The organism is Streptomyces sp. NPDC005803 (assembly GCF_040630435.1).
GTDB lineage: Bacteria > Actinomycetota > Actinomycetes > Streptomycetales > Streptomycetaceae > Streptomyces.
Genome location: NZ_JBEXXO010000002.1, coordinates 1 through 24,178 on the forward strand (window position 1 = coordinate 1; position 24,178 = coordinate 24,178).

At 68.8% G+C, this 24,178-nt stretch carries 19 protein-coding genes and 2 pseudogenes; 15 read left to right on the plus strand and 6 right to left on the minus strand.

Features of this window, described 5'->3' with window-relative positions; all coding sequences use genetic code 11:
• Window positions 1-269 precede the first annotated feature (269 nt).
• Window positions 270-522 (minus strand): annotated as a pseudogene (locus tag ABZ454_RS02600) (transposase family protein); the annotation flags it as partial.
• A gap of 69 nt (window positions 523-591) precedes the next feature.
• Here ABZ454_RS02600 and ABZ454_RS02605 point away from each other — a divergent pair.
• Window positions 592-903: a DUF6221 family protein gene (locus tag ABZ454_RS02605; RefSeq protein WP_359535752.1), complete on the plus strand. Its 312-nt coding sequence runs from the start codon at window positions 592-594 to the stop codon at window positions 901-903.
• Window positions 904-1,349: 446 nt separating this feature from the next.
• Here the strand turns inward: ABZ454_RS02605 and ABZ454_RS02610 are convergent, their stop codons facing one another.
• Window positions 1,350-1,637: a DUF1330 domain-containing protein gene (locus ABZ454_RS02610; protein WP_359536162.1), complete on the minus strand. Its 288-nt coding sequence runs from the start codon at window positions 1,635-1,637 to the stop codon at window positions 1,350-1,352.
• Window positions 1,638-2,191: 554 nt separating this feature from the next.
• Between ABZ454_RS02610 and ABZ454_RS02615 the strand changes: the two genes are divergently transcribed.
• The 4 genes from ABZ454_RS02615 to ABZ454_RS02630 all read left to right on the plus strand — a co-directional run bounded on the left by ABZ454_RS02615 (window position 2,192) and on the right by ABZ454_RS02630 (window position 8,054).
• Window positions 2,192-5,533, plus strand: a complete 3,342-nt coding sequence (locus ABZ454_RS02615; RefSeq protein WP_359535753.1) for a hypothetical protein — start codon at window positions 2,192-2,194, stop codon at window positions 5,531-5,533.
• Between the two features lie 157 nt (window positions 5,534-5,690).
• Window positions 5,691-6,983, plus strand: coding sequence for a CHAT domain-containing protein (locus tag ABZ454_RS02620; protein ID WP_359535754.1), 1,293 nt, complete (start codon window positions 5,691-5,693; stop codon window positions 6,981-6,983).
• A gap of 31 nt (window positions 6,984-7,014) precedes the next feature.
• Window positions 7,015-7,434 (plus strand): hypothetical protein, encoded by a 420-nt coding sequence (locus ABZ454_RS02625; RefSeq protein ID WP_359535755.1) that lies wholly within the window; start codon window positions 7,015-7,017, stop codon window positions 7,432-7,434.
• Window positions 7,431-8,054, plus strand: coding sequence for a hypothetical protein (locus ABZ454_RS02630; protein ID WP_359535756.1), 624 nt, complete (start codon window positions 7,431-7,433; stop codon window positions 8,052-8,054). The genes ABZ454_RS02625 and ABZ454_RS02630 overlap by 4 nt, the downstream gene beginning before the upstream one ends.
• Window positions 8,055-8,097: 43 nt before the next feature.
• Here the strand turns inward: ABZ454_RS02630 and ABZ454_RS02635 are convergent, their stop codons facing one another.
• Window positions 8,098-11,037, minus strand: a complete 2,940-nt coding sequence (locus tag ABZ454_RS02635; RefSeq protein WP_359535757.1) for a hypothetical protein — start codon at window positions 11,035-11,037, stop codon at window positions 8,098-8,100.
• A 294-nt stretch (window positions 11,038-11,331) separates the two neighbouring features.
• Between ABZ454_RS02635 and ABZ454_RS02640 the strand changes: the two genes are divergently transcribed.
• From ABZ454_RS02640 to ABZ454_RS02650, 3 genes are all read left to right on the plus strand, one after another.
• Window positions 11,332-11,631, plus strand: coding sequence for a hypothetical protein (locus ABZ454_RS02640; RefSeq protein ID WP_359535758.1), 300 nt, complete (start codon window positions 11,332-11,334; stop codon window positions 11,629-11,631).
• 312 nt (window positions 11,632-11,943) lie between these two features.
• Window positions 11,944-13,983: an ABC transporter ATP-binding protein gene (locus tag ABZ454_RS02645; RefSeq protein WP_359535759.1), complete on the plus strand. Its 2,040-nt coding sequence runs from the start codon at window positions 11,944-11,946 to the stop codon at window positions 13,981-13,983.
• Between the two features lie 30 nt (window positions 13,984-14,013).
• Window positions 14,014-14,205 carry a hypothetical protein gene (locus tag ABZ454_RS02650; protein WP_359535760.1) on the plus strand — a complete coding sequence of 64 codons (192 nt, stop codon included), beginning with the start codon at window positions 14,014-14,016 and terminating at the stop codon, window positions 14,203-14,205.
• A 202-nt stretch (window positions 14,206-14,407) separates the two neighbouring features.
• On the opposite strand, the gene ABZ454_RS02655 is transcribed toward ABZ454_RS02650, so the two are convergent.
• Window positions 14,408-14,548, minus strand: coding sequence for a hypothetical protein (locus ABZ454_RS02655; protein WP_359535761.1), 141 nt, complete (start codon window positions 14,546-14,548; stop codon window positions 14,408-14,410).
• 27 nt (window positions 14,549-14,575) lie between these two features.
• On the opposite strand from ABZ454_RS02655, the gene ABZ454_RS02660 reads away from it, so the two are divergent.
• From ABZ454_RS02660 to ABZ454_RS02685, 6 genes and pseudogenes are all read left to right on the plus strand, one after another.
• The gene (locus tag ABZ454_RS02660; protein WP_359535762.1) at window positions 14,576-15,514 is read left to right on the plus strand and encodes an NUDIX hydrolase; all 939 of its coding nucleotides are present in this window, start codon (window positions 14,576-14,578) and stop codon (window positions 15,512-15,514) included.
• On the plus strand, window positions 15,511-16,788 hold the full coding sequence (locus ABZ454_RS02665; protein WP_359535763.1) for a methyltransferase: 1,278 nt from the start codon (window positions 15,511-15,513) through the stop codon (window positions 16,786-16,788). Before ABZ454_RS02660 ends, ABZ454_RS02665 begins: the two co-directional genes overlap by 4 nt.
• Entirely contained in the window at window positions 16,785-17,048 is a 264-nt protein-coding gene (locus ABZ454_RS02670) for a hypothetical protein (RefSeq protein ID WP_359535764.1), read from the plus strand. Before ABZ454_RS02665 ends, ABZ454_RS02670 begins: the two co-directional genes overlap by 4 nt.
• On the plus strand, window positions 17,045-18,091 hold the full coding sequence (locus ABZ454_RS02675) for a GNAT family N-acetyltransferase (RefSeq protein ID WP_359535765.1): 1,047 nt from the start codon (window positions 17,045-17,047) through the stop codon (window positions 18,089-18,091). Before ABZ454_RS02670 ends, ABZ454_RS02675 begins: the two co-directional genes overlap by 4 nt.
• Before the next feature lie 174 nt (window positions 18,092-18,265).
• Window positions 18,266-20,593 carry a methyltransferase, FxLD system gene (fxlM, locus tag ABZ454_RS02680; protein ID WP_359535766.1) on the plus strand — a complete coding sequence of 776 codons (2,328 nt, stop codon included), beginning with the start codon at window positions 18,266-18,268 and terminating at the stop codon, window positions 20,591-20,593.
• 22 nt (window positions 20,594-20,615) lie between these two features.
• Window positions 20,616-20,987 (plus strand): annotated as a pseudogene (locus tag ABZ454_RS02685) (PIG-L family deacetylase); the annotation flags it as partial.
• Between the two features lie 522 nt (window positions 20,988-21,509).
• Here the strand turns inward: ABZ454_RS02685 and ABZ454_RS02690 are convergent.
• Window positions 21,510-22,208, minus strand: a complete 699-nt coding sequence (locus ABZ454_RS02690; RefSeq protein ID WP_359535767.1) for a hypothetical protein — start codon at window positions 22,206-22,208, stop codon at window positions 21,510-21,512.
• 38 nt (window positions 22,209-22,246) lie between these two features.
• The gene (locus ABZ454_RS02695) at window positions 22,247-22,951 is read right to left on the minus strand and encodes a DUF6345 domain-containing protein (protein ID WP_359535768.1); all 705 of its coding nucleotides are present in this window, start codon (window positions 22,949-22,951) and stop codon (window positions 22,247-22,249) included.
• A gap of 185 nt (window positions 22,952-23,136) precedes the next feature.
• Between ABZ454_RS02695 and ABZ454_RS02700 the strand changes: the two genes are divergently transcribed.
• Window positions 23,137-24,159: a hypothetical protein gene (locus tag ABZ454_RS02700; RefSeq protein ID WP_359535769.1), complete on the plus strand. Its 1,023-nt coding sequence runs from the start codon at window positions 23,137-23,139 to the stop codon at window positions 24,157-24,159.
• Window positions 24,160-24,178: the final 19 nt, after the last annotated feature.

Consider the following 24,178-nt stretch of genomic DNA (forward strand, 5'->3'; position numbering starts at 1 on the left):
ACATGCTCAGCCGAAGGCCGCCTGCGTGCACCGCAGTTACCAGTCCGAGTGATCAAGTACGAGAGATCGTTCGGGCCCTGAGGTTAAAGATCAAGCTAAGGGCTGTCCCGTAATCCCTGGCGGGCGCACGACGACAGCTACGGAACCTCGCCGCGTTGTCGGAACGCCCGAATACATCCAGTATGCGGACGCTCCTCCGCCTTGCGATGCAGCGCATCTGACGCCGCGCGCTGATCCACCAGGGATTGCGGGACAGCCCTTAGGCGGACGATGATCCGGTCTGCCGCAGACTTCGAGATTCCGAACAGCGGGGCGAGCTGCCGCATTGTGAGGTTCGTGCGCCAGTAGGCCGCGACCATCAGGGCCCGGTTCTCTAGCGGGAGGCTCCACGGCCGACCTTTGCGGACCGCGTCCGCCACCCTGGCGCCGCAGCACCGTCACCAGCTTCCCGAAGGCACGGGGGCTGAGCCCGGTGAACGGGGTTACCCAGGACGGCTCCGACGCCGTGATCACACCAGCCACAACAAGATCATCCCAGGCCGGTCAGGGTGCCTTCGTCGAGCGAAATCGGCATGGGAGATCATGCAGGGCATGACTACCGAACTGATCACCTGGCTGCACGAGCAGATCGACGCCGATGAAGTGGCAGCCGCAGACCAGCCACCCATGTCATGGCTTCCCGAAGGGCTGTCCCCCGACAACCCGCTTGCCGCGCTCTACTCACCGGCCCGCACCATCGCCATGCGCCGTGACTTGCTCGCCGCATGGCGCGACCCGGAACACGCCGGTACCCATGACCACGACAGCGTCGACTGGTCCCTGCGGGTCCTTGCAGCAACCGCCTACTCCGATCGCCCGGGATACCGCGAAGAGTGGGCCCCTGCCGACGACGAGCCGGCCTGACACCGTCGACTCCGCCAGCTGGACCCGAGGGCTGGCCCAAGCCGGTCAAGCTTCGTTGAGACTCGTCAAAGTTCGCTGAGACGGGTCACGCAGCACAGTTACGGGACAGCCCTTAGCCGAACCTGCCCGCAACGGCCGACCGAACGCGTACCGGAGCGTACCGGCCTGCCTCAGCCGGCGCCGTCCTGCACCAGCTGGTGGATGATGACCGCACCGCGGGTGGCGTAGCCCATCGATGATCCCCCACATCGACACCATCGGTATGGGGCAACGACTCCCGCCAGGCCCGACCGACCACGCCTTCACTGCTTGCCTCACGTGCCTTGACTTCCTCCAACCCGCTGACCTGTGCAAACACTTCACAATCCAAGACAACGGCGAGAGTCGCCGTTCAGCACCGTGTGCATATCAGGTGACGGGTGCTCAGCGATGGCTGCGCCCGTCGGTCAGTCAATGCCTTCGATGATGCGGAAGTCGCGCTCGACGGCGTCGGAAAGGACCACCAGCGCCTCCTGGTATGCCTCGCTTTCGTGTGCCGCGACGGCCTGTTCGAAGCTGTCGAACTCGATCAGGACAACGCGTTGCGTGTTTCCGGCTTCGTGGGCGACGACCCGGCCGTCACGGGACAGGAGCCGCCCGCCCCCAGCTTGGACGGCCGGACGGGCCGGCTTGTCGTAGGCAGTCAGGCTCTCAGGGTCGGAAATGGCGCGGTAGACACTGACCCAGTAGCGCAGACGCCGCACAGCGCCGGCTACGGCTTCGGGCTGACCACCTTCGCCGCCAGGCTGGTCCTCGTCCCGTTCTCGGTGCTGGGGTTCGTCGCCGGCAGACTCACGCCCCGGGTTCGGACAATCGACGCACCCATGCTCCTGGCCGGCAGCGCCGTCATCGTCGGCGGCGGGTTCGTCCTCTCAGCCGAGTCAGGGCCGGTCGAGTCGGTGACCGGCTCGCCAGAAGGCCGACGGCCCCGTCGCCTCGCCTGCGGGCCGGCGCCGAGGAGGCATATCGACGATCGCCTACGCCAATGGCCTGCTGATACAAGAGAAACAGGCGGACCACGACTCGGCCGGCAACATGCGCCGCCTTGTCGGACACTGGCCCTGGACCCCCGTGATCACCGACAGCCGGGCCCGGCTCCACGCCCTCCCGGTCCCCGGATGCCCCCGCCTTCCCGTCCCTGATCGAGGCTGACTCGCGGATGTCCAAGCAGCTTTCGGGCTTTGTCCACGCACCACCCCTGTTTCACCGTTCCGTCCGGGCATACTGGGGCATGGAGTTCGATCCGGGTATGAGCCTCGACGAGGCGGCAGAACTACTGGCTGCGACAGTCGTTGAGGCGTACTCCAGCAGACCGTCTCTGCTGCTCGACGAGGACACGGTCGCGCTCGCTGCGTGGGTAGAGGATGCCGGCGTGCGCCCCGGGGACGACAAGGGATTGCTCGTCCGGCCCGACGCGGTCGTTCCGGTGCTCACCTACCACCTCATGACGAACGCTCTGTTCGACTCTCCTGTCAGCCTCGAGAAGTACTGGGCACTGAACGCCGTCCTGGACTCAGCCGGGGTGGTGGACACTGCTGTTGCCAAGTCCGCGACGACGCTGCGGGCCGACCACACCCGGCTGCTGATCGAGCTCAGCGCCGCCCTCTACCTCGGCCACGTCTCGGACGGCGACACCGGACACCTGCTTCTCGCTGCCCGAACTGCCCGTCTGGCGATGAAGATCGCACCGGAGTCGACGCTCCGGAGGAGCGCTGCCCGCACTGTTTTGGCCGTGGGAAAGACGTTGTCCGAGGAGACCCGCGATTCGTCGGTGCTCGATGAGGCGATCGAGCTGGGCCGTCTGCTCCACCGGACGATCAGCTCGCCGGGCGCGGTCACCGACGACATCGACGTCGATCTGCTCGCCAACTTCGGGGCTTGTCTGCATGCGCGAGGACGCCTTTCCCAGGAGTTGCCCTACTTGAGCGAAGCGGTCGACGTGCTGAGGCTCTCGGTGCGGATCGCGGCCGGACGGCCGGGCGAGGCGCTGGCCCGGCTCAACTTCTCCCAGGCGCTGTATTCGCTGGCCGAGACTCGCGAGGATCCCGCGGGCGCCGAGGAGGCCTTCGTCCACGTGCGGGCCGCCGCTAAATTGGTCAGAGCAGAAGACCCGCAACGGCATCAGTTTTTCCGGGCCCTGGGCGACGGGTGGGCCCGGCGCCCAGGCGACGAGGGCGCGGCGGCAGCCGCCGGTGCTTACTGCGAGGCACTGCGCACCGCGAACGAGGGCCGGGGCGGGCTGCTGGTCCGACTGGCGCGGAGCGTGGAACGCGCCTTTGCCGACGAGCCGGCCGCGGCTGCGGTTGTCGAGTTGATCAGTGGGGTGCGTGAGAGCGCCGAGGACGGCTGGATCGCGGACACCCTGTTCGCGGAGGGTCTGTCGAACGCGTTCAGCCGGAACAACCAACGCCGGTACCTCGACACAGCCGTCGAGCACGCGGAGCGGTCCGTGGACCGGAGCAGTCGTCACCCTCACGCGCTGGCGGCTCTCGGTCTCGCACTGTCCGAGCGCGGGCGCGTCACCGGATCGGTCCCTGATGCCGAGGCGGCGGCGGCCGCGCTTCGCGAGGCGCTGGACAAGTTCGTCGACCGGGAGGGCACCCGGCGAAGCGCGCGCCGCCTCTCCACCGTGCTGACCCGGTTGTACGAGCACAGCGAGGACCTGACGCTTCCCTCCTTGTTCCTCGGTGCGCTCCGGGATGCGGAGGCCGCCTCGCCGGACCTCGATACGCGCAAGGCGTTGGCGCGGGCCCTCGATGCCCGGTTCGAGCGGACCCGGGACCCGTCCCACGGTCGGGAAGCCGCCCGGCTGTGGCGTGCCGCCATGGGATTGGAGGCCGACGACGCCGAGTCGGTGTGGCGGCTGTCGGCGCTGCTCATGGACTTCGGCATCGCAGGCGATCCGGACGCTGCCGGCGAGGCGCTCACGCTGGCGTGGCGGCTGCGGCGTGGGGACCCTGAAAACCTGGCCCGCCTGGACGTGCTGGCAGTGGCCGCTGAGGTGGCCGGGCAGTTTCGTGAGCATGTGGGCGCCCTACGCGAGGTGGTCGACGAGGTGCGCACCGCTGCGCCGCCGCCGTGGACCGGCGCGGCAGTGTCCACCGTCATCTCCGGCGTGCGCCTCCTGCATATCCTCTTCGAGGAGACCGAGGACATGGACGCGCTCACCGAGGCGATCACCGTGGCGCGGCAGCTGGTTTCACAGCCCGGGGTCTCCCTTCGGCAGCGGGCGAAGGCTCGGGGCGTCCTGGCCCAGGGCCTCATACGGCGGCATGAGTTCAGTGGTGACGTCGCCGAACTGGACGAGGCCATCGACACGCTCCAGGACGCCCGCGAGGCGGACCACGTCGGCGACATCGGGAACGGACCGGGCCCGCGGCATGTGGAGTCAGGGCAGGCGCGGGAGCACGCCGTCGCACTCGCCTCCGGGCTGACCGGCCGGTACGGGATCACAGGAGTCGTCGCCGATCTGAACCGTGCCATCGCCCTGTACGACAGTGTGCTCGACGTCCTGGCACCGGCCGACCGGCCGACCGCGCTCAGCAATCTGGGCATGGCCCTGCGCCTGAGAGCGGCACACCACACCGATCCAGCTGACCTGCGCCGGGCGTACGAGGTAAGCCTTGAGGCTCTCAACCTGACCCCGGCCAGTCACCGCGAGCGTCCGAGGCGCCTGATCCACTTCTCTTCGGCGGCCATCGCGCTCGCGCAGGATGACCCTGACCAGGAGCGAGCACGTGGGGTGGCGGATCTCGGGGTGGCGGCAGCACGTGAGGCGCTGTCCACCGCGCCGGACGGACACAGCGAGGAGTTGCGCTACGCGCAGTCGCTGGCCATGGCGCTCCTGGTTCGGCAGCGCACCGGCTCGGACGATCTGGATCTGCGGGAAGCTACGCACACGTACGCGCACATCGTCGACCGCACGCAGCCGGGGCACACACAGCACTCTATGGCGCTGCTCAATCTCGCACGGGCGCATCACCAGCGCGGCATGGGTCCCGACGGCTCCGAGGGCGCCCTGGAATCGGCGGCCTCGTACGCGCGACGAGCAGCGGTCTCCCAGACCGCGGGGCAGGTACATCACGCCGACACCCGCATTCTGCTGGCCCAGGTGCTGAAGACGCTCGCGGATCGTACCGGCAAGGTGTCGTACGCCCGCGAAGCCGCGAGCCACCTCCGCGACGCCGCGCAGGCGCCGGACGGGCCGCCGGACGGCCGGCTCAGAGCCGCGGTGCACTGGGGGCATCTGGAGACCAGTCAGGAGCGTTGGCCCACGGCCCTTGCAGCATGGGCAACGGCCGTCGATCTTCTGCCGATCGCGGTCTGGTTCGGATTGGACCGGTCGTTGCGCGAGTCCCACCTACGCCGGTACGAGGGGATAGCACGCCATGCCGCCGCCGCAGCTCTCGACGCAGGGCAGCCGGAAACCGCGGTGGCCCTCCTCGAGCAGGGGCGCAATGTGCTGTGGGCGGGAGTGCTGCGCACACGCACCAGCCTGGACGAGGTCCGGGCGACCCATCCGGAACTCGCCACCCGCCTGGAGGAGGTGCGCGCCCGTCTCAGCGCCCTGAACCAGGCCGCCGCACAGTAGGGAGCTCACCCTGCACGGGAGGCGCGGGACGGTGGTCCATGGCCACGGAGCGGCCCGGCACGGAGGGAGACAGTTCAAAAGCTCCAACTCGCTTCTCTTCGCGTCGCGTTCGGGGGAAAATGGAGCGTCACGTCCTGGAAGTGAAGGAACGCGCCGCATGTCCGAAGCCAGGTCGCATGCCGATGAGCGGATGGCGCTGGCCCGCACATGGGACGAACTCGTCCATACAGTGCGCTCGGCCGGCTACGAGGACTTTCTTCGGCCGCCACCCCTCGACGCCCTCCTTCCGGCTGCCGCCGGCGGGCCCGTGGTCATGGTGAATGTCGGCAGGTGGCGGGGTGACGCCCTCATCGTGCGTCCGGCTGGGGTGACGCACACGCGGCTGCCCGGCCTCTCGGAACGCGAGGCGCAGGAGCAGACCCTCATGTATCTGCGGGTGTTGGAGGACGTGGACAAGGCAGGGCTCGAGGTCTTTCGCGCCCGGGCCCGTTACGACGACGGCGACGTGAGCCCTGCGGCGATCCGGGGGTACACGCAGGCCAAGGCCGAGCTGCAGCGCGCCACCCGTCGGCGGGACGCCACGTTCACCGACGTCCTGCGGTGGCTGTGGCGGACCGTCGCCGAACCCGTGCTGGACGAACTGGGTTTGACGGCGCCGCCGGAGCCCGGTCGGCCGTGGCCGCGCGTGTGGTGGTGCCCCACCGGACCGCTGACGCTCCTGCCGTTGCACGCCGCCGGCCACCACGACGAACCCGGACGGGCCGGTGGGCTCAGCGTGCTGGACCGGGCGGTCTCCTCGTACACGCCCACGCTGCGGGCGCTTATCGATGCGCGCCGTCCGGCCGCGAAGACGGGCCCGGACGCACACATGCTGATCGTCGCCGTCCCCGAGGCACCGGGCCAAGTGCCTCTGACCGAGGTGTCCGGCGAGAGCGAGCTGTTGTGCGCGATGTTCCCTTCCGCGCACACGCTTTTGCAGGCGGGCGACGCCACGGTGCCGGCGGTACGTGAGGCGATGGCACGGTCCCGGTGGGCGCACTTCGCCTGCCATGGGGGCCAGAATCTCGCCGATCCCTCGCAGGGTGGCCTGCTTCTGAGCGACGGCGTGCTGAGCATCGCGGACATCGGCGCCGGCCAGCACGACGGCGACTTCGCGTTTCTGTCCGCGTGCATGACGGCTGTCGGTGGCGTCCTGCTCCCGGACGAGGCGATCACGCTGGCCGCGGCGATGCACCTCACGGGGTACCGGCATGTGATCGCCACCCTGTGGTCGGTTCATGACCGGACGGCCGCCACGATCACCGCCTCGGTCTACGCTCGGCTCACGGTTTCGGGCGCGTTCGATCCGGCGGACTCGGCTCTGGCGCTGCACGACGCGGTACGCCATCTGCGCGACACCGAGCGCCTGCCGCCCGCCGCGTGGCTCCCGTTCACCCACACAGGTCCCTGACAAGCCCCCCTTTCCTCACTGGGAGACACAGATGACCGACCGCGACGAAGAGCGGGCGCCGCGACAGGAGCCGGAGCTCGAGTACCGCGAGACCACACGCCCCGAGTACGCGGAGTGGGTGGCCGAGAAGTTCACGATCGAGGAGCCGGAGCCGGGGACGCAGATCGTGCGGGGGCCGTGCCCACGCTGCCGTACCGTGATCGACATACCTGTCGTCAGTGCCGTCTTCCGGCTCGTAGTGGACGACGCTCTGGGCGTCACCAGGGCCGTTTGGGGCCGCAAGCGGGCGTCCGCGCCCAACCCGCAGGTGGAACCGATGATGTGTACCTGCGAAGACCCGCATCTGGGCCGTCCGCAGGACTACGTCGGGTGCGGCGCCTACTGGAACCTCACCATTTCCCCACCTCCTGGGCAGCCGACGCCTTCCCGCCGGCCGGACCGGGCCCCGTGACCCGTGACCCCCGGCTCTCCGCCGGGCCTGCCCCCGCGACTCCCGGCGATCTGCGTGCCGCCCAGGAGCGCGACCGTCTGCTCCGCGGCGAGCTGCCCCGTGTGCGTGAAGCCGCTGTCGCGTGGCGCAACGGCCTGGGCGCGCTGCTCGCCGGACTCATCGGCTTCGGTCTCGTCAAGGGCCGCTCCGACATCAGCCAGTTGGCCGCCGGATGGGCGGTAGTCGTCGGCCTCCTTCTTCTGGCATCTTTGACCGCCGGGGCCGCCGGGGCACTGCTGCTGGTCAGAGCGGCGCACGGCAGCCCTCTGCGTGCACCGACCCGCAACCCGCAGCCCGCCCGCATCGCCGACCACTTGGAGGCGCTCGCCGGCGCGAAGGCCCTCCGCTGGGGCGTGCTGGCAACGGTGTGCTGTACCTTGCTGCTCGTCGCGGCGGTGGGCACGACCTGGTACGGCCCGGGTCGGGAGAAGCCCTCGTTGCTGGTGCAGACGCCCGCGGGTCCGGTCTGCGGCGCGGTCGTCCGGCTCCATCAGGGCGTACTGGTCCTGAAGACGGCGGTCGGCGAGCAGCGGGTGAACATGCGCACCGCCAAGGGGCTGGCAGCTGTCGACGCGTGCTGAGAGAGGGATGCTCCGGGACGGGGCGGGACCGGGCGGTGTCCGGTCACGGAGGGCCGCCGGTTTGCGCGCGCCGGGTGACGGCCTCCGCCACCCGGGCATCGGTCGCTGCCGGGTGGCCCTCGTTACGCAGCCGAGTCCATACCGCTACGGCCTCGTCGGCGGCAGCGCGGGCCGGTCCGGCCTCACCGGCCCCTCTCCGGCAGTCGCGCAACAGATCAAGCATCAGGCCGAGCCAATGGCCCTGGAGCGGATCTTCGTCCCAGATTCGGCGCCCCCGTTCGACGCCTTCTTCGGCGACCACACGGCATTGCTCGAAGTCCTTCAGGGCCAGCAGATCGACGGCGAGTTCATGCATCGCCGCCAGCAGGTGAGGTTCGTACTTCGGCGGGTCGGCCGCGGCGGCCCCCCGCAGCGCGGCGAGGAAGGCGGTCATGACGGACGCCGCCTCCTGCAAGGCCGAGATACCTGACCGCCCCTCACGCATCTGCGTCACGGCAACGTTGCGAAGCGTGTGGTGCAGGTGGTTGCGGGCGTCGAACAGCCGGTCCTGGATCTCCACGGTGGGAGGCGTCGACTGCGCGGCGCTGAGCACGGCGATCTGTTGCCTGGCCGCGTCCAGTGCACCCTCCGGGTCGTGGTTGACCACGAGCAGCGCGGACAGCTCTCTCAGGGCTTCAGCCCACTCGACCGCGGTCTTTGCACCGCCGCCGTTCTCAACCCTGCGTCGGAGAAGGTCCGCCGCCTCCCGCGAGGAGTCCACCGCGGCGGAAGGGCTGCCGCCGCGGGCTTGGAGCGTGGCGCGTCGTCGCAGGACGCTCGCCAGCAACCCCTGCCCCGGTGTCAGCTCTGCGGGCATGTCACGGCACAGGAGTTCGGCGTGTTCCACGTGGGCAAGGGCCTGAGTGAGGTCGTCGGACCTCGCCGCAAGGGAGCTCAGTTCCAGCAGCACAGCGACACGTGCCCCCGTGCAGCCCGTCGCCTCGGCGCCGGTGAGAAGAGCGTAGGCATTCAGCGCCCGCTCCAGATAGTTCCTGCCACGCTGCGTGTCACCCAGCGCGCACGTCATCGAGCCGATCACGGCCAGGACGTCCGCGAGCTCCCTCGTGGTGCGCTCCGCAGGGTCCAGGGCCGCCTGTTCCTCCAGAAGCGCGGCCAGTTCGACGTTGACAGCGAGCGCTTCGTCGTAGCGTCGCAGCCGCGACAGGGCGCGGCCCTTCAGCCGCAGGATGCGCGCGAGCCATTGCGGCGGCAGCCGGGGTCCTTGGGCCGGGGGCAGGTGGTAGAGCTCAACGGCCTCGTCGGCGGCGGCGACAGCCTCCGCATCGCGTGCGAGCCCGGCGAGCCATAGGGCGGTGTTCGCCAGGGCGTTGCCGAGGTCGACTCTCCAAATGTCCTCGCCTCGCGCGACCAGACCGCGCATGACGGCGATGCCCCGCTCCGCGGTGGTGAGCGCCTCGGCGTAGTCGCCGTTGTCACCATGCTGCTCACTCAGAAGTACCAGGGCAAGTGCAAGACGGGGTGCGCCCTGCGCGGGAAAATCCTCGGCGTACTCGGTGAGGACATCGACGGCCTCGACGCGGGCCGCCGCACTGCCGTCGGTGTTTTGCATGCTGTCGAGCAGGCCCGCCAGACGCTCGAGGGTCGTGGACAGTTCGACGGTGTGGTGCGGCAGGCGTCTGGACAGCCGACGGCGGATCTCCGCTTCGGCAGTGAGGGCGCCGGCCGCCTCTCGTGGTTGGCCCGCCATTGCCAGGTATCGGCCCTCGGCAGCCAGAACGCGGGCGAGTTCCTCGTCGTACGCCTCGGGATTGGCGCGGGCCAGCTTGGTATAGAGCCGGACGGTCTCGCCCGCCGGGTCCAGTGCCTGGTGCGGACCCCGCTCGTGGGCGACGATCGCGGCCCGCTGTGACAAGGAGCGGGCGAGATCGGACTCGTGCACGGCAGGCAGCAGATCGGCCAGACGGCGGTAGATCTCGACCGTTTCACGGGAAGCGTCGTCGGCCTCCGCCCAGCGGTCGTTCTCCACCAGGCGCATCGCGAGGTTGGACAAGGACCGGGCCAGGTCGCTCTCGTGCGCCGGGGCCGAATGGGCTGTCAGGCCGCGTCTGAGGACCACCGCCTCCTCTTCTGCGGCCAGCCCTTCGGCGGGTGCTCCGGTTTCCGCCAGGTGGATGCCCAGGTTGGACAGGGAGCCGGCCAGGTCGCTCTTGTACGCGTCGTCGGCGCGTGCCAGTCGTCGCCAGACATCGTTCGCCTCGCGCTCGGCGGAGAGTGCCTCCTGGCGGCGGCCGTCCTGCCGCAGGTGGAGTCCGAGGTTGCCGAGTGCGGTGGCCAGGGCCACGTCGCTCTCCTGCTCGCCGTCGCCGTCCTCGCCTCCTTCGGCCCAGGTGCCGTCCCGAAGCCAGGTCCGGGCGATATCTGTTGCTTCCTGGGCGGCTGCCATGCCCTCGGCGCCGCGCCCGAGCCGCATCAGGTGGGTGCTCAGCACGCTCAGGGCGAGGGCGAGCCCGCCGGCGGCCGATGGCCGGGGTGTATCGGCCAGTCGTCCGCGCGACAGAGTCACGGACTCGTGTGAGGCAACCGCTGCGGCTTCGTAGCGTCCCACCTCGGCGAGCCGCACTCCGTACAGTCTCAGCGCGTCAGCCAGTGCGCCGACCTGCTCCGGGGCATCCCGTTCCACCTCGCGCCATAGGTCGACCGCGTACCCCGCGCTGTTCACGGCCTCGCCCAGCAGGCCTTCCAGCCCTTGCCGTGCGCTGAGTGCGGTGAATCCCGCTGCCTGCTGGGCACGGTCGTCGGCACTTTCCGATGCGCCGGCGGTCGCGGACACGATGGACTCGGCACTTACCTCGGGGCCGGTCAAAGCCCTCCCCCGGCCTTCCCCGGCCGGAGAGAGGTCGTTGTCACTCCCGGCGGTGATCTCGTGAGGGGCCGGCGCACGGTCCTGCGCAGATGGCCCCCGGTCATCCTGATCGCGATCCATGAGCCCCCTCCACCAGATAACGACCAGTATGCCCGGTCACAGTCCACGCGATCGCTGGTTGTCCGCAGCGCCGTTGCCTCGATCCTGTGAGCACCGGGGTAAGGGATTTCGGCAAGCGCGTGCCGCCTCAACCGGGCTGCCACCGCCCGCGGAAGCGCCCGATCCCGCCAGCCGACCGCCCTCCACGACTACCTAGGCCATCACCAGGTCCCCCGGGCCGAGGTCCTGGCGAACCCTGGGCAGTTGACCTCCGTACCTCCAAGATCCCCGACGGAGTCAAGTCAGCCCCATGGAATGCCACGTGCCAGCGTCTGGCGGTGCTGGCCGGCCCGTCCGGATGCCACCGGATCGCCGACACTCAACCAGCCCGAGCCGGGCACGTACAGGCACACCGCATCGGCCGGCGCACGGGGTGAAGCCGGCGGCCTCGAAGTCGATCAGCCGGGCATCGGCCGGGCCGCAGGCGTGTACCACGTACTGCGCACCACCGCCGCCGTGGAACTCACGCCGGGCGCGTACTCGATCGCCCTCCAGGTCAACGGGCGCCGTTTCCCGGCGGCGGGCCTTTCGTGTCCGGGGGCCATGCCGTACTGACCTTTCATCCGAACTGATCCGGTCCCTGTCGAAGGGCGGGGCGGCCTCCTCGCGCCACGTCCCGGTCAACTACGCCCAGTGCGGCTGGCGGTGGCCCATGGCTGTCTCCCTCCGGCTGTCTTGCGACCGGCGGCATTTCAGCCAACGCCCGCTCAGGGGGCACCTTGTGCGGCGCAAGGGCCCATGCACCCCGCAACTTTCGGAAGCCGCATGGAATCGGGATTCGAGACTCGGCCGAAAAACACGTGTTCGAAATCTCGATGGGCTCGTTGAACCGGACGACACCGCAACGACCCGCAGAAGGGAGCGACGTTGAGACGCACCGGCCCACGCCGCGATACTCCACCAGACGCAAAGAGCCCGCCGGCGAAGAACACGATCTCCGACGCGGAGCGCGAGCTGTACGGGGGCAGGCTGCGCTACGACCAGTCCTACGTACGTCACGCGGGCCCGCTCACCCGGCTTTCGTTCCGGCACATGGCGGCTGCGCTGCCGCGCATGGTCGCCCTGGTTCTCCGCACGGGCTGGCAGACGGACCGTCGGGCGATGGCGGGAGTGGTGGCCGCGCAGCTCGGGCAGGGAGTGACCGCGGCCTGGGGGCTCGTCGCGGTCAACAGCGTGCTCACGAATCTGTTCGCGCAGGGCCCGACGGCCGACAGGCTGCGTGAAGCCCTGCCGGCGTTGACGGTACTGGCGGCGACCGCGGTGATCGCCGCGTTGCTGACGGCGTGGTCGACGGCGATGTCCGGCCGGCTGGAGCCACAGGTCGAGCGGGCCGTCTCCGTGCGCTACTACACGGCCGTCACACGCGTCGAGCTGGAGGCGACCGAGCGCCCTGAGGTCCAGCGCGTGCTGGAGGCGGGCCGGTTCGGCACGGATTCAGCCCGCAGCATGCTGATGCTGTCGGTGGGGGTCGGCAACGTGCTCATCTCGATGACGGCGGCCGCCGTGGTACTGGCGTCGTTGCACTGGATGCTGCTGCCGATGCTGCTGGTGATCGCCCTGCCCAAGGGATGGGGATCAGTCAGCTCCGCGCGCCGCGAGTACGTGTCGAAACTGCACTGGATCGACCACCGAAGGGCCATCGCCTCACTCCTGGGTTTCCTCACCCGCCCGCACGCGCAAGGCGAGATCCGTGTGCACGCCGCCGGGACGAAACTGCTGAAGAGTTATGAGGAGATGTCGCACCAGACCGAGGTGGAGCAGCGCCGCCTGGCCCGTGCGCAGGCCTCCACGGACCTGGTCGCCGGCGCTTTCGCGGGCATCGCGTCGCTGGCCTGCTACGGGGTTCTGTGGTGGCTGCTGGCCGACGGCTTGCTGCCACTGGCGGTCGGCGGGACCGCCGTCCTCGCGATCCGCGCCTCGACCGCCCGGTTGACCTCGCTGGTCCAGCAGGTCAACCGGCTCTACGAGGAGCTGCTGTTCCTCACCGACACCGAGGACGCCATCGCCCTGGCCGCCGAGAACGCCATCCCCACCACCGGCACCCCGCTGCCTGCCCGCGTCCACCAGATCCGAGTGGACAACGTGTCGTACACCTACCCCGGGGCCGAAGCCCCCGCGCTTCGCGACGTCAGCCTGCGGGTGCGCCGCGGCGAGGTGACCGCGCTGGTGGGTGCGAACGGCTCCGGCAAGACCACCCTGACCAAGGTGCTGTCCGGACTGCTACTGCCCCCGGAGGGCCAGGTGTGGTGGCAGGACACCGACAGCGGTGACCGGGTCGAGCTCCGGGACGCCGACCGGGACGAGGTTTTCGCCCTGGTGGGGCTGCTCGCACAGGACTTCCCACGCTGGGAGATGACCGCGGCTGCGAACGTGGCGATCGGCGCCGGTGACCGCGTCCGCGACATGGTCCGGGTGAAGTCCGCCGCACGGTCCGCCGGCGTCCTCGAGTTGATCGAGGGGCTGCGCCACGGCTGGGACTCCATCGTCTACAAGGGCTACGAGCGCGGCGTTCAGCTCTCGGGCGGGCAATGGCAGAAGCTGGGCACGGCGCGCAGCCTGTACCGAGGCGCGCCTTTCCTCCTGGTCGACGAACCGACTTCGGCCCTGGATCCGCATGCGGAGATCGCGGCGTTCGAAGGCCTGTGGTCCCTGGCGGAAGAAGGCCACGCCGTCGTTCTCGTGACGCACCGCCTCGCGGCCACGGCCAACGCTGACCGCATCTACGTCCTCGACCACGGGCAGGTGGCTGAAAAAGGTACCCACGAGCAGCTCATGGCCCGGCCCAACGGCATCTACCGAGGCATGTTCACCGCCCAGGCCGCTCAATACGAGGCGAACGCTCCGCTCGTTCCTTCGCAGCCCGGACGCCCCTCGACGCCGGAGTCACTGAAGGGCGGCCCGCAGTGAGCGTCTCCGTGATGGGCCGGATCTACACCCGTGGGCTGGTGGGCACCGGCGCGGAACTCCTGGCCCGAGCACTTCAAGGACCACATGGCAGGGATCGGCTGCCCGATCTGCGCCCGCGACTACGCCGCCGAGCACATCGGGTGGGGCCTGCTGATCCACAAGGGAAGCGTCGCGAACACCTACCTCTGGCGCAGCGGACAGGTCCGCGGCCATGTGTGGTGACCCGCGCCGTGCTGCATGTCGCCGAGCCGACCGAGATGACCTCTTTCGAGGCCGAGGCCGAGGCCGCGGCCGCGGACTGGCCTGCCGGCCTGGTCACGTCCGTCGCCGCCTACCGGGAAGCCAACCCGGCCATCCAGTCACGGACCGCCCGGCAGTGCCGCGATTCGCGGCCTGCTGTCTGGCCTGCTCGGTATACCAGCTCTCAGAACCACTCGATGGCCCAGCTGCGGTTACTCCCCAGCTGGAGGCGTACGGACGGGCCCGCCGCGGGGCCCTGGGTGTGCTGTGCGCCCGCCTCGACGAAGCGGAGGAGGTGCTCCGCGACTCTCTCCGCTGACGTCACGATCTCTTCCCACTGAAGGTGAGTCCCTTGTCCACGTCCACCGGGCGAACCGCCAGCACAGCTGTGATCATCATCAACCGTCATGGCCAGTTCCTTCTGCATCTGCGCGACGCGCACAAACTGATCTGCGACGCGGGTACCTGGTCGCTGGTCGGAGGGGCCCCGGAGGGGGACGAGAACCTGGACGAGGCGATCGCCCGCGAGATCTTCGAAGAGACCGGCCTCGTCCTTCCCGAGGTGGCCCCGTACGCCACCACGAAGGCCCACGGCCCATACGTCACCGAGGACAACATCCACCTCTACACCGCCTGTTGGAACGGTGACGCGCGTGCGCTGCCGGTGTCCGAGGGCATCATGTTCGCCTGGTTCGACCTCGCCACCATGGACCAGCTCTCCATGTGCCCGTGGGCTCACGAGGCGATCAAGTCCCACCATGCCGAACGCCCCGTGCCGCCCGTGCCCGTGCCACGCCCCGTCGGTGGCCACGGCGGCGCGGGGGCAGTGAAGAACGTGATCGGCGCACACCTCTTCCTCGAGCGCGACGGTGCCACACTTCTTGGCCGGCGGCACCCCGACGTGGCGTTCGCCGGCGACGCCTGGCACGCCCTCGCGGGTCACGTCGAGTGGGAGAGCGTGGGCGCGTGCCTGGTCCGGGAGGCCTACGAAGAGGCGGGCCTCGTGATCGATCCGGCCGACCTCCAGTTGGTGCACACCGTTCACCTGCTCGACGACCACAAGGGCGCCGAGCCCCGCCTTCAGTTGTTCTTCGCAGCCTCCCGGTGGAACGGTGAGCCGGAAATTCTGGAGCCCGACAAGTGCACGGCCTGGACATGGTGGCCGCTGGACGCTCTGCCGGAGCCGATGGTCGCCTACACCCGTGCCGCGATCGACGGTATCCGCGCCGGCACCGCGTACACCGAACTCGGCTGGGATGGCCCCGGCCGGCCGGAGGAGCTGCTGACATGACCTTCCCTGCCTCCTCAGCCCTCTCCGGGCCCTGCGGGCCAGCCGGTGACCGGACCGGCCCAGCCCGGAAGGAGATGGTCGACCGCCTCGAAGATGACGGCGTGCTCACCGATCCCCGATTGCGCGAGGCCCTCGTACGGTTGCGCCTGGACGTCCTGCTGCCGCACGCCTACGTCCGAACCAGCGAACCGGGAATCGAACCGATCCAGTGGCACCTGCTCGACGGTTCCCATCCGGAGGACCGGCAGGAGTGGCTCGACCTCGTCCACAGCGGGGAGTCCGTCCTCCTTCAGCGCGATGGGGAACCGCTCGAGGCTCTTGGCCGCGGGCCGGTGACCGGCGGCCACATGACCTCCATGTCCACCTACCTGCCCGCCACCGTCGAAGCCCTGCAGACGCTGAGGCCGGCCCCCCGCAAGAATTACCTCGAACTCGGCCCCGGCCCCGGCGTCTCCTTGGCTCTCGCCGCCTTGGTCACCGGCCACGGCTACGCCACCGGCATCGAGCGGGACGCTTCCATGGCGGCTTTCGCCCAGCAGAACCTGGACCGGCTGGCGCTCGGTGCGACCGTCGCCCAGGGGGACGCGCTCGACGGTCACGTCCCCGCGGCCCCGTACGACCTAATGCATTCCGGTATCGGCGTTCCTCGCGTGCCGTGCGCCTGGGTGGAACAGCTGGCTCCGGGCGGACGCCTGCTGACGACACTGACGACCCGTACCCCGAGCTGGCCCGGGCAGCTGCTCGTCACCCGCACCCCGGCGGGCAGCATCGAGGCGGTCCTGCAAGGAAGACCGCGCGGGTACCGGCCGCTGCACGGCTACCGATGGCTCACCGCTGTAACTCTCCGGCCTCGGATCGCAGCCGAACCCGGACGGCCGCGCGCGACACGGCTGGCTCCTCTGCCAGATGACGCCTACGGCTTCTGGATCGCCGCCGCCTACCTCGCTCCCGGCCTGGTACGGGACTTCCAGGCCAAGACGATGACGGTCGTCGCCCCCGAGGACGAATCCTGGGCAGTAGCCGATTCCGACGGCGCCACCGTGCGCACCCACGGCCCGCGCGACGTGTGGGCCGAGCTGGAGGAGGTCCACGCGCGCTGGGTACGCGCCGGCCGCCCCAGCCTGTACCGGGTCGAGATCCCCGCGGCCGACGGGCCCCAGCACGTCACCTCCGGCACCGGTCCCGACGCCCTGACGTGGACGCTGCCCGCCGGCTCCGGCACCCCGCAACCCCGACGGTCCCCTTCCACACCTGACGTGAAGGAAGCACTGTGAGCCTGGACCTGGTCCGCCTGTCCGATGCCTGGGCCGGCCGTCCCGACCTGTTCGCCGCCTTCTTCTCCGGGTACGGAAGATCCCTGACCGCCGTGGAAGAAGCACGCCTGGTCATCGACGTGGCCCTCGATTCCGTGAGCGGCATCGCATACGGCAGCGAGAACTGTGATCCCGAACTGGTCGAGCGAGGCCGAAGGACGCCGGCCCGGCTGCGGTCCGAGCACCGTGAACCCTTCTCATCGACAGGAGATGCCCCGTGAACGCCCAGACAGCGCCCACTCCCGAGACCACACCGCCGAACACGGCCGCCGCCGGTCGGCCGCCGGTCCGTGCGGCAACACCCGATGACGCCGAAAACATCATCCGGCTGCGGTCCGAGCACATCCTGTCCGCGCCCCTGAGCGAAGAATGGATCCGGCGCTGTACGGACGAGCTGTCGCCGCGGCTGACGCCGGCGGGAGACGCGCGGGCCTTCGTCATCGACGCCCCGGACGGCACCCTGGCCTCCTGCGCCCTCGGCCTGATCCACGCCGTGCTCCCGGCCCCCGCCTACCCCCGCGGTCTGGCCGCCCACGTACAGGTGGTCGCCACGCACCCCGGGCTCCGGCGCCGTGGCTACGCCCGGACCGTGGTCTCCGCACTGCTCGACCACCTGTCCGAGGTCGAGGACGTCACTCTGTTCGAACTGACCGCCAGGGTGGAATCGGCGCCGCTCTACCGTGAGCTGGGCTTTGCGGGAGGCCCGACGCTGATGCGGATGACCCGTCTGAAGCAGCCGGCAGGCGCGAGCACCGTCGGCGGCAGCCCTGCTTGGCTGCCACCCGAGCAGTACGCCGAGACGGTCCTGAAAGCCACAGCGTGGGCATGTGTCCTGTTCACCGACGAGGACGACGGGCTGCTCCAGCTGCATTCCGTCTACTCCCCCGCGCATCCCTGGCAGTTCGTCGGCGGAACGATGGACCCCGGTGAACGCCCCTGGGAGACGGCGGTACGTGAGACGCGCGAGGAGACCGGCCTCGCCGTGTCCGGCCCGCCCCGGCTTCTGGCCACCGTGTACGGGCTGCCTGGCGCCGAGTGGCCCTACAGCACGATCGGGATGGTCTTCGACGGCGGCCGGCTCACCGCCCGGCAGATTCAGGGCATCACTCTGAATCCGCAGGAGCACGACGAGGTTCGCGTCCTGCCCCTCGCGGAGTGGAAGGCCCTGATGCCCGACCGCGACTTCGCGCGGCTGAGGGCGGTGGAGGAGGCCCGCCGCACCGGCGAGGCCGCCTACTTCGGCACCTGGGACTGGGGAAAGTAATGAGTGGCGACCTCATCTTGATGGCCGACCTGCGGGTCGCAATCTGGGCCCTGATGAAGGAGTACCCGGCCGCGGAGTACGGGCCGGAGGACTGGATCTGAAGGTGTGCCGCCAGAGCCGCCCCCCAGTGGGATCAGCCATCAAGGGCCGTACCCCGAACAGGAGAACAGAACGTTGCAGCAGATCTCAAGGGACGCCTGGCAGGAGCATTACGACGACGGGAAGGGCTTTCGTCCTCTGAGCGAAGCCGAGCGGGCGTTGCTGACGGAGCACGTTCCCGCCCCGGGCAACGGGCGCGCGCTCGATGTCGGATGCGGAACCGGTCAACTCGCCGTCGCGCTCGCGCGCACGGGATACGACGTGGACGCGGTCGACTACACCGAAGGAGCCCTGGCACGGGCCCGCGCGGAACACGCCGGGGAGCGGCGGGTGCGGTGGTTGTGTCTGGATGTCGAGGATGACGCCCTGCCCGACCCGCCCGAGGGACAGCCGCCCGGCTACGACCTGGTGGTCATGCGGCTGAGTGTCGCCTTCATCCAGAATCGGTCATCCGTGCTGCGCGCCCTGGGAGCCCAGTTACGCGCAAGGGGTGCGCTCGTCGTCATCACCCCGGTCGTGGAGCACACCTCGCAGGAGCGCCGGCACATCGCGCTCGACGAGGACGACCTCAGCCAGCTCACACAGGGTTTCGAGGAAGCGACGAGGTTCGACACGGAGGGGCTGGCCGTGGTGGTGCTGCGCGGCCCGGGCGGGTCGTTCACCGCGCTGGAGAAGGGGCGACCGGCGCCGCAGGCGGTGATGGGTGCTGTCGCCGTCCTCACGGATGGCTCGGGCCGGGTTCTGCTGGGCCGCTCGATCAAGGGCATGTGGGAATTGCCCGGCGGCAGAATCGAGGCGGGTGAGTCTGCGCAGGGCGCTGCCGTCCGGGAGCTGGCGGAGGAGACCGGGCTGACGGCCCACGAACAGAACGCCCACGTGATCACCGTCCTGCACGATGACCGCCTCGACCTCCGCCGGATCACCCCCGTCGTCCGCGTCACCGCATGGGAAGGCGAGATCCAACTCAGGGAACCGGAAAAGTTCACCCGGTGGGAGTGGCACCCGCTGCACACTCTGGCCACCCTGGGACCAATCTTCATGCCCGCCGCCCAAGCGCTCAACGCGGTGTGGCCGGGCGTGCTGACCGGCCTGCCGCCCATCCATTCCTACCCCGGCACGTTCGACGCCCCGGCCGTGCCCGGCGAGCCTGCCGAGGCCGTAAGCCTCCGGCACGCCATGGCAGACAGGATCGTTGCCGGCGGCTGGGCGCCCTCCCCCGCCGTCCGCCAGGCGCTCCGCACAGTGCCGCGGCACCGCTTCGTCCCCGAATCAACTCTGGTGACGGCCTATCACGACGACCTTGCCGTGGTGACGGTCCGGGAAGACACCGGGGCTGCGGTCAGTTCTGTCTCGGCGGCGTGGCTGCAGGCCGACATGGCGGAGCAGCTGAGGCTGGAGGCGGGCATGAGTGTGCTGGAGGTCGGATCGGGCGGGTTCAACGCGGAACTGCTTGCGCACCTGGTCGGGGAGCGCGGCCGGGTGGTGAGCGTGGACCTTGACCCGTACGTCGTGCACCGCACACGGCGGCTGTGTGCGGAGGCGGGCGGCGGCCGGGTTACCGCTGTCCTCGGCGACGGCTGTCTCGGCGCGCCGAGCCACGTCCCCGCCGACGGGTTCGACGCGATCGTGGTCACGCACAACGTGTCCGACATCGCACGGGCATGGCGAGAGCAGCTCGCCGAAGGAGCCCGGCTGGTCGTGCCGCTGGAGATGGGCGGCTACGCCCGCTCCCTCACCCTGGTCCGGCGCGGCAACGTGCTGCATGGCGAGCACTGGACGTACTGCGGGTTCGTGCGCGACCGCGGCGCAGCCGCCCGTACCGCTCCGGCCGTCCCTCTGGCTGATGGCCAGGTCACGGTGCGGTGGGAGGACGGGACGCCCGGCGACATGGCGGGTCTCGACGAGGCTCTGCGCGGGCCCCGGCACGAGCGCTCCACCGGCCTTGTCGTCCGGGGAAGCTTCAACTTCGAGACCTTGCAGATCTATGCCGCGACCACCCTGCAGGGGTTCTGCCGCCTGTCCGCGCCAACGGGATCCACGCTCGTGGCGCAGCAGGACGCGGCCGCGATCCTGGCAGACGGCTCGCTCGCCTACCTGACCTACCGGAAGGTCAAGGATGCCCCCGAGCCGGGCGACAGTTTGACCGAGTTCCTCATCCACGCCTACGGCCCTGCAGCCGAAGAGGTGGCGGAGCGCTTCGCCGAGTGCGTGCGCGTCTGGGACCGCGAGGTGCGCGAGAGCGGCTATCCGCCGATGACCATCCACCCAGCCGCCACGCCCGACGACCAACTGCCGCCCGGCGACGTGCTCGACAAGCCGAGCGCACGGCTTGTCCTCCAGTGGCCGGGCCGGCCCCCCGCCGACGCAGTGAGCCTCTCGACCGCAGGGGAACAGCGTGCCTGACTCCGACGCGCTGATCCCCGAGATGGCGGCGCCCTCCACGATGCCGTCCCTGCTCGGCGTGTTCGCCCACCCCGACGACGAGAGCCTCCTCGCCGGCGGTGTCCTCGCCCAGCACGCCGCCACGCACGCGCGCACCGCCGTCGTCACCATGACGTGGGCGCCCGACAGCCCCCGTGCTCCCGAACTCGCCGACGCCTTGAGGGCACTCGGAGCGGGCTCCCCTCGGATGCTCGGATACGGCGATGCCCGCAACCCGCAAGCGGCTCCCGGCCGTCCCCGCCTCGTCGACGCACCGCTCGACGAGGCGGTGGCCGCCCTGGTCCAGCAGATCCGCTCGTTCAGGCCCGACATCGTGGTCACGCACGACGCCCTGGGCCAGCTGACCGGTTTCCCTGTCAAGTCAATGTGTTCGCGTTGGTCCTTCGCGGCAGTGGCCTCTGCCGGAGGCCACGGCCCCCGGTTCGTTCGGCAAGCGAAGTAGCCGAGTTCCCCAATCAAGCGCTAATAGTGCGGCCGCAGTTATGGGGTCGGTGGCCGCGGCGGCGGTATTGGCTGAGGCGGGCTCGATACTGGTGGCGGCGGCACCACCGACCCCCATAACTGCGGCTGCAGTATTAGACCCTGGACGAGGTGAAGAACTTCTCCAGTACGGACTCCCAGCTGAAGCCCAAGATAAGAGCCGCATACCAGGCGATATCCTTCTCCGGCTCGGCGCTGCGGTAGATGGCCAACACGATGGCTGCCGTGATCAAACTGAATATGAGCAATGCGTCGTACTTTTTAACCCATGGGGGGAAGCCCCGGGGCGCCAGTCGGCGGAAATTCCTGCACTACGAAACCACGAATGACCGGGAAAACGACTCCGATGACAACACCGGCTGCGATGAGCAGATAGTCCGTCATATCAGCGCTCCCCTCAGAGGCAGTCGCCTCCTGCACTACCCAGCCCTGCGTCTGGCGGAATACCATCGGATTCGGTGGCGGCCACTGCGAACGAGGTGCGCCAGCTTGGGCCTTCCCGGGATGTTGGGCGGTCAATAATGAAGACGAATGCTGTCCGCAAGTAGCTTTGCCTTTCATATTTTGACGCTTCGTAGTACCCGAAGGCTCCAAAGACATGTGTCTCCAGGAATTCACCGCGGGTGATTCTTTCGAACTGGTTGGCGATCTCTCCTGGTGTGCGCCATCTACTCTCCATACTCTCCGTACGGACCCGGGTGGTGATGTCAGCGAGCGTCATGCCGTGCGACACGTAGACCGTCACTCGACCCCCGGGGCCCACACTGGGAACATCTTCGATCGAGGACTCCCAGGATGAAACGCTGGCACTCTCAATATCTTTGGGGAACTCGCCGACCAATGGTCGGCCGATGCCACGCCCAGGTTTCAAGATCCTATTATCGATCCATTTTCCTAGATGCTGAGCGAAGGAGACGATTCTCTGCAATTCGCCACTCTCGGCACTCACCCATTGACGTCTCTCCAGCGTGAAAGAGTCGTCACGGACTCTGACCTCGGCGCTTTGGGAGCTTTCTTTGAGGCGCCCAAGCACCTCATCACGGCCAGCCAGCTTGTAGTTGGCGGGCGGGAGGCGGCTAGACTGAATCTGTGCCACCCAGGACTCTATGTCACGGGCGGGCAGTTCGTTCCAAGTCAAGGACACACCTCTGCTCTGATCGACGGCGTATCTGCGGTCCTTGGGGGAGGTGGGTTACTCAACGTCGACTGCTGCAAGATGTATTCGGCGTCATCGTCGTCGTCTCCGATGGCGATGGCGACCGCGCGGTCCGTTTGGGGCAAGCTGGTCTGCTGGACCGCGCTAAGCCACGACGGTGCAATTGGCATTCCCGCCTGAAGATTCTCCGCGAATGCCAAGCCTCGCAAGGATGCTGATTGGTTGACAGTGGCAGGGCCTGCAAATCCCAGGATAAGCCGCAGCGCAGCGCCGACTCCCTGAGACCACGAATCCATCCAATTCGCATCAGAGAAGTCCACGAGGTCGCAAGTGTCAAACACGGCGATCACGGGCCCCGCTGCGCCTATCCCAGAGGAGGCTGGACTCCAATCCGCTCCATGGAGAGCGACCTTGTAGGCCGCCGACTTGTTTTCCCCGTGCGTGCTCAAATAGAGGAAATCCACAGCATCGGCCAGCGCCATTTGCGTCCCATCCAGATCCTCGGCGAGCAACCTCTCATCGAACCGAAGAAAGGAGATCGTGGCGCCAGCCCCGATCATCTGCTCGGCGAAGAGAGACGGTGCGCGGTATGCGTATCGCAGGCGGCGGTAAAGAATTCTCACCGGCCAAGGTCGGTCGAAGTGGGTTGACCACCCAACCCCCAGCCGCGGCGACGTGTTCATAGAACCCATTGTCATCCGCCGCGGCATCCCCCGCTCGGTGAGCCGAGCTCGGTGGCGGAGCACCCGGCCGCGGCCAGCGTGCGGGTGGGCATGGAGGGCCGAAACCCCGGTGCTGGCCGCGCTGCAGCTCACTACGGTAGGAGCCTCGGCGAAGAGCCGAACCCAAGACGTGGAGGGCGGCGGCGATGAAGCGCCTTGAGCTGGTGATCGTGCAGTTTGAAGAGGTCAAGCGCCTCATCGAGGTCGGGCGGGTCCCGCAGCTGCGGCTGGCCCACATCCTGCTCGACAGTGCCGTCGAACTGATCATGCACCGCATGGCCGAGGCCGAACTCCACTTTGAGCGCATCGACTTTGACCAGCTTGAGAATCTCCGTCGGCTTGAATCGATGCGCAAGAGCGACAATCCCTTGCATCGCCGCTTTGCGACCGGACCGAGCGATGACCAGCTCCGTGCAGAGATCCAACGACTTGAGGGAAGGGTGACCTCGAAAAGGAAGCGGAAGCGGATCAACGACAACTTCGGTGACAAAGTCGACTTCCTGGTCGAGAGGGAGAAGCTTCCTGGAGACCTTGCGCCGGTGCTGAGGAAGCTGCACGACTACCGGAACGAGACCTACCACCGCGACCAACACCGAGTCGAAGTGATCCGCCCCGCCGTCTTGATCTACTTCGACGCTGCATGCACGGTCCTCGACCGGTACGAGCCGGGAGTTCTGATCGGTGATGGCCGCCTGGGTCCCGAGCTGGCGCGTTTCCAGGACAGTTCGTCCAGCCAGCAGAACCCTTTCGAGATCTCCCACCGTGCTGCGAAGCAGCTGAGGAAGGAAGTCGGTCTCGACCTGGTGACGGTGAGGGACGCGCTGGTCGGCCATCTCCTTGGACGCCTTGAGGATCTTGAGTCGGGTCTCGCCTACATCGAGGAGAACAGCGCCAGCGGCGCGGTCCCGGGCGACGCCATTCGGATCATGCAGATCGAAGACGGAGACCTCGACGCGATCTTCGACAAAGATGTACTGCGGACCAGGAAGTTCCCGCTCACAATGAAAGACGTCAAGTCCTGGATCACGCGGGCCATGGCGATGGAAGAGATGGACGACAAGCACGCGCTCTTCGCAGAACTCGCCGCTCTTGAGGACGCCTTCGAGAATCTCGAACAGAAGGTCCGGGAAGCGGTCTGGGCAATCGACGAGGCAGCGAACATGCGCTAAGAGACCACCGCCATCGTTT